7 protein-coding genes are annotated in these 4,618 nt (G+C 38.6%); 5 read left to right on the forward strand and 2 right to left on the reverse strand.

The genetic code is table 11. From position 1 onward, the window contains the following. From H6S82_RS19440 to H6S82_RS19460, 5 genes are all read left to right on the forward strand, one after another. Positions 1–901, forward strand: a 901-nt coding sequence (locus H6S82_RS19440) for an aconitase family protein (RefSeq protein WP_242057024.1), incomplete at its 5' end; no start/stop codon positions are given. A 62-nt stretch (positions 902–963) separates the two neighbouring features. Continuing rightward, positions 964–1,419 (forward strand): DUF29 domain-containing protein, encoded by a 456-nt coding sequence (locus H6S82_RS19445; protein ID WP_190464539.1) that lies wholly within the window; start codon positions 964–966, stop codon positions 1,417–1,419. Positions 1,420–1,532: 113 nt separating this feature from the next. Next, entirely contained in the window at positions 1,533–1,805 is a 273-nt protein-coding gene (locus tag H6S82_RS19450) for a type II toxin-antitoxin system HicB family antitoxin (protein WP_190464538.1), read from the forward strand. A 100-nt stretch (positions 1,806–1,905) separates the two neighbouring features. Beyond that, positions 1,906–2,760 carry a hypothetical protein gene (locus H6S82_RS19455; RefSeq protein ID WP_190464537.1) on the forward strand — a complete coding sequence of 285 codons (855 nt, stop codon included), beginning with the start codon at positions 1,906–1,908 and terminating at the stop codon, positions 2,758–2,760. A 38-nt stretch (positions 2,761–2,798) separates the two neighbouring features. Then, positions 2,799–3,815, forward strand: coding sequence for a hypothetical protein (locus H6S82_RS19460; RefSeq protein WP_190464536.1), 1,017 nt, complete (start codon positions 2,799–2,801; stop codon positions 3,813–3,815). Between the two features lie 130 nt (positions 3,816–3,945). Here H6S82_RS19460 and H6S82_RS19465 read toward each other — a convergent pair whose 3' ends face one another. Together H6S82_RS19465 and H6S82_RS19470 are read right to left on the reverse strand one after the other, a co-directional pair. Then, positions 3,946–4,200: a type II toxin-antitoxin system HicB family antitoxin gene (locus H6S82_RS19465; protein WP_190464535.1), complete on the reverse strand. Its 255-nt coding sequence runs from the start codon at positions 4,198–4,200 to the stop codon at positions 3,946–3,948. Then, positions 4,190–4,441, reverse strand: a complete 252-nt coding sequence (locus H6S82_RS19470) for a type II toxin-antitoxin system HicA family toxin (protein ID WP_190464534.1) — start codon at positions 4,439–4,441, stop codon at positions 4,190–4,192. Before H6S82_RS19470 ends, H6S82_RS19465 begins: the two co-directional genes overlap by 11 nt. Between the last annotated feature and the right edge of the window lie 177 nt (positions 4,442–4,618).

The following is a 4,618-nucleotide window of genomic DNA, read 5'->3' on the forward strand; positions in this document are numbered from 1 at the left end:
GATTGAAGGTTTGCCAGATTTGAAAGTCGAGCAAGCTTTTGAATTGACCGATGCTACCGCCGAACGTTCTTGTGCTGGTTGCACGATTAAACTGAGTGTAGAAACCGTTTCCGAGTATATCCGCTCCAACATTGCGCTATTAAAAAATATGGTAGCGCGAGGTTATCAAGATGCGCGTACTATCATGCGTCGCGTCGCGAAAATGGAGCAATGGTTGGCAAATCCAGTATTAATGGAAGCTGATGCTGATGCGGAATATGCGGAAATTATCGAAATCGATTTGAACGAAATCAAAGAACCAATTGTTGCTGCACCAAACGACCCGGATAATATTAAATTATTGTCCGAAGTTGCTAACGATCCGGTGCAGGAAGTTTTCGTCGGTTCTTGCATGACAAATATCGGTCATTATCGCGCTACTGCCAAGGTTTTGGAAGGCGAAGGTGCGGTGAAAACTCGGTTGTGGATTTGTCCGCCAACTCGGATGGACGAACAGCAATTGAAAGAGGAAGGTTACTATGGCATTTTCGGTGCTGCTGGTGCGAGAACGGAAATGCCCGGTTGTAGTCTTTGTATGGGTAATCAAGCGCGAGTTGCCGACGCTACAACGGTGTTTTCAACTTCTACCCGCAACTTCAATAATCGCATGGGTAAAGATGCGCGAGTTTATCTAGGTTCGGCTGAATTAGCAGCAGTTTGTGCGTTGTTGGGAAGGATTCCGACGGTGCAGGAATATCTGGATATTGTGGCGAAGAAAATTCATCCTTTAGCTGGCGATTTGTATCGGTATTTGAATTTCGATGAAATTGCTGGTTTTGAGGATGAAGGAAGGGTAATTGCGTTGGAAGATATGCCTAAGATTGAGGATATTTTGGGTATTCCGGCGGGTGCGTTGAATTAGAATGATGGTAGGGTGGGCTTTTTGCCCACCTTAATCAAGCGATGGATAAAAGGAGATAAGTTATGAGCCAAGCATCGATCGCAACTACAAAAAGTCTCTACGATCGAGATTTTTATCTATGGATTCAAACAACTGCTGAACAGCTAAAAAAAGGTCAATTTAATGAGATAGATATTCCTAATTTAATCGAAGAAATTGAAAGTATGGGCAGAAGTGAGAAGCGCGAATTGAAAAGCCGTTTAATCGTGCTTTTAATGCACCTGTTAAAATGGCAATATCAGCCGGAAAAGCGGAGCGAAAGTTGGCGTAGCACCATCAGCGAACAGCGTATTTGTATCGAAGGATTACTAGAAGATAGTCCCAGTTTGCAACCTCTAGTTTCCGAAGTGTTTGATGATTGTTATCAAAAATCACGTTTGAAAGCGTCGGAGGAAACGGGAATTAAATTAAACTTTTTTCCTAAAGAGTCACCTTTTACTTTAGAAGAAACTTTGAAAGAAAGTTTTTTTGAGCGATAAAATCGAAGCCAAAAAATGTAAATTTTGGCTCAATTCTTTGCTACTTGAATTGAAGTATAATGATTGTATGGTGGGCAATGCCTACCTTACAGGATTAATTAGCAGGTGAAGCAATGGAATTTTACACAGTCGTACTCAGGCAAAGTGCGGGTTATTGGGTGTCTTTGTGTTTGGAGAATGGATTAGTAGGACAGGGAAGTAATCCAGAAGATTCTATTAGCAAGCTTAAAGAGGCTATAGAGTCTTTTCAAGATGTTTATGAAATGGAAACAAAGGTTTTCAAGGCTCCGATTTCTATAGAAGAGTTGCATGAATTTTTGACGGTTGAGGGTGAGGATATTAGTTCTGATATTTATGAATTAAGGAAAGTTTATGACAATTGTTGAATCAATAATCAAGCGTGATGTATGATAGCGATCGCACCAACTTGACTCAATAATAATATTGTAGTACATTAATATTAATCAAATAACTAATCAGACAAAAATGGCTAAAGGTAAAAAGAAAAAAACACAGCCTAAAAAAAGTTTCTCTTATATTGATGGTAGTTATGGAATACCCCGCATTGTAGTTAGAGGGGAAAGTCCAGATCCTGGTTATCCAGTAGCTTTTGTTGAAGCTGGAAATAATGGGGAATTAAAATATTTTAAACCAGATGAAGAGACTGGAGAAGAATATGAAATAAGTAAAAGTGATGCGTGGTCAGAATATTACGATCGCCTTTTTGAAGGTGCAATGAGTCACGATATTGTTCCAGCTTTTGAGAAATTGTTAACTAATGACGGCTGGAAAGTTCCCTTCGATTCTAATATGGAAGCTTTTTGGGATTTTCAGGAATGCAAAGAGGACTATACAGATATTGAGGATTTAAAGTTATTGCCTAAAACTCATGATGATTGGTTAGCAAGTTTGGTAAATGAATGGCGAAATAAACAGTGCTGGTATAATTATGGTTTACTTTTGCAATTTGAAGAACCCTATCCTTACCTAATATATCCAAACTCGGAGATGAGGTTTACTTGCGAAATAAGTCCTCAGAATGAGCTTAGGATTCTTAACTATCGTCTAGACGACTTGGAATCAGAAGAAGCAGAAGCAGAAGATATTATTACGATAAAAGAAACCATTCACGATTTTATTGCGATCGCACCTTCGCTGTCCACTAATAATAATAGTTCTGTATTGCCAATTTTTGCCCAACAAAAACGTCAGCATACCCAATTTATATCAGATGCGCTTAGAGAGGCTGTGGAGAATATTAAAAATGAACTAGCAGGAAGAGAAGAAAAGTATCTCGCTGATATTTATGAATTTATTCAGCAAATTGACGCGGCTGATTAACCAACGGAAAACTTAGTTAAAGGATAAGGAACAAATCAATGAGTAGACCGATATCTTTATTTACTGATTATCGCAGTGGCGAAAACTCACTTACTAACTATTGCGGACTAATTTTTAAAATGCTTTATGAAGAAAATCCCAAAAGCTTTGAAGAAGTATTGGGAGCTTTATTGCCATCAGGTACTAATTTAACGGTAGGGGTGAATTTTTTACAACAGACAAAACAAAGAAAAAGCATTCCTGATTTAGCGATAACTCAAAGGTCTTTTACTATTTTCTTTGAGACTAAGCTAACTAACTGGTTTTATGAAAAGCAAACTTATGAACATATAAAAGGATTTCAACAAGAAACTCAAGATAAAATTCTGTTCCTGCTTTCTAATTTTGAATCCGATGAACCAGAAACGCAATTTGCAGAACAAATTAAAAAAGCGTGGGAAGAAGATCGAGTTATTCTACAACCGATCTCATTTGAAGAACTACTCAAACAATTAAAGAGTGTTCGTTCTTCAGAATCATTTAAAAAAGTAATCGATGAGTTTGAAATTTACTTGGATACAAAGAACGTTTTGCCAAGGTGGAAATATTTGCTGGATATTGTTAATTGTGCAGGTTCATTTCAAGAAATAGAAGCAAATGTCTATATTTGTCCAGATACAGGTGGATCGTATAGTCACAGACGTGCTAAATATTTAGCTCCTTATACAAATAAGAGAGTTACGAAAATATTTGAAGTGAGAGGGGTTGTTTCGATTCAGCAGGAACTAGGAGAAGGAAATGTGAAGTGGAATAATAGCGGGGAACCGGAACAAGTTTTAATTGAGGAAGCAAGGGAAGCTATTCGTCGTTTTGAGTTTAGGATTAATGAAAATAAAACTCTACCGTTGCAGGTATTTTTGTTGACTAATGGTGAACATACTTGTTTTGAAAAGACAAGTCCTGGTGGAATGTTTGGTTCAAAGAAATACTTTTGGAACATTGCGCTGGATTGCCAAAATTCTCGTGAATTAGCAAAGTTGTTGGATGGTAAGAGTTGGAATGATTTTCAGAATTAGAGCTTAAAGTAAGCTGCGATCGCAAAAACCTAACCCCCCAACCCCCTTCCCTGCAAGGGAAGGGGGAGCAAGATTACTCCCCTCTCCTTGTAGGAGAGGGGTTGGGGGAGAGGTCAAGCGATCGCTCTTTTTAAACCGCAATTCGTTTAGAAGGTAAAGGAATTGCCTTTTTCCCACGATCGTAAACAGTTTCTATCCATAACTCTCTCGCTTCATTAATATTTTCCAACGCTTCTTCTAAGGTTTCTCCCTGACTCATACAACCTGGTAGATCGGGAATAATTACTGTATATCCACCATCTTCTTCCGGGTAAATAGACATCGGATATTTTAAAGAGAGATAATATTCTAAAGATTGATGCTCTAGCTGAGGATTAGTTTTCATCTTTCCAGTTTTCTAAATCTAGTAATCTAATGGTTTCTTCAATATAAGTTCGTTTGACTTTTTTACCGCCTTTCTTAGGGATAATAATGACTTCTCCTTGCTCATTCTCAAAAGCGTGATGACTTCCCCGCGATCTAACTTCCTGATAACCAAACGCTTCCAAGACATAACTAATATCTTCAAATCTAGCTTCAGGAGGACGAGAAAGAAGGTATTCAATTAATTTCTTTAGTTTACCCATTAGTAGATTGTAGCATTTTTTAGACTATGTGAGGTTGGTTGGTGGAGTTGGTAAGTGCGATCGCACTTTTCCTCCACATCCCCCGAAAAACCTAACCCCCCAACCCCCTTCCCTACAAGGGAAGGGGGAGCAAGATTACTCCCCTCTCCTTGTAGGAGAGGGGTTGGGGGAGAGGTC

Origin of the sequence: Planktothrix sp. FACHB-1355 (genome assembly GCF_014748295.1) — a bacterium.
Taxonomy (GTDB): domain Bacteria; phylum Cyanobacteriota; class Cyanobacteriia; order Cyanobacteriales; family Aerosakkonemataceae; genus Aerosakkonema; species Aerosakkonema funiforme_A.

Coding starts and splice junctions, on each gene's coding strand:
- H6S82_RS19470 (WP_190464534.1), bottom strand. CDS start 4,441: ATGGGTAAACTAAAGAAATTAATTGAATACCTTCTTTCTCGTCCTCCT.
- H6S82_RS19460 (WP_190464536.1), top strand. CDS start 2,799: ATGAGTAGACCGATATCTTTATTTACTGATTATCGCAGTGGCGAAAAC.
- H6S82_RS19450 (WP_190464538.1), top strand. CDS start 1,533: ATGGAATTTTACACAGTCGTACTCAGGCAAAGTGCGGGTTATTGGGTG.
- H6S82_RS19445 (WP_190464539.1), top strand. CDS start 964: ATGAGCCAAGCATCGATCGCAACTACAAAAAGTCTCTACGATCGAGAT.
- H6S82_RS19465 (WP_190464535.1), bottom strand. CDS start 4,200: ATGAAAACTAATCCTCAGCTAGAGCATCAATCTTTAGAATATTATCTC.
- H6S82_RS19455 (WP_190464537.1), top strand. CDS start 1,906: ATGGCTAAAGGTAAAAAGAAAAAAACACAGCCTAAAAAAAGTTTCTCT.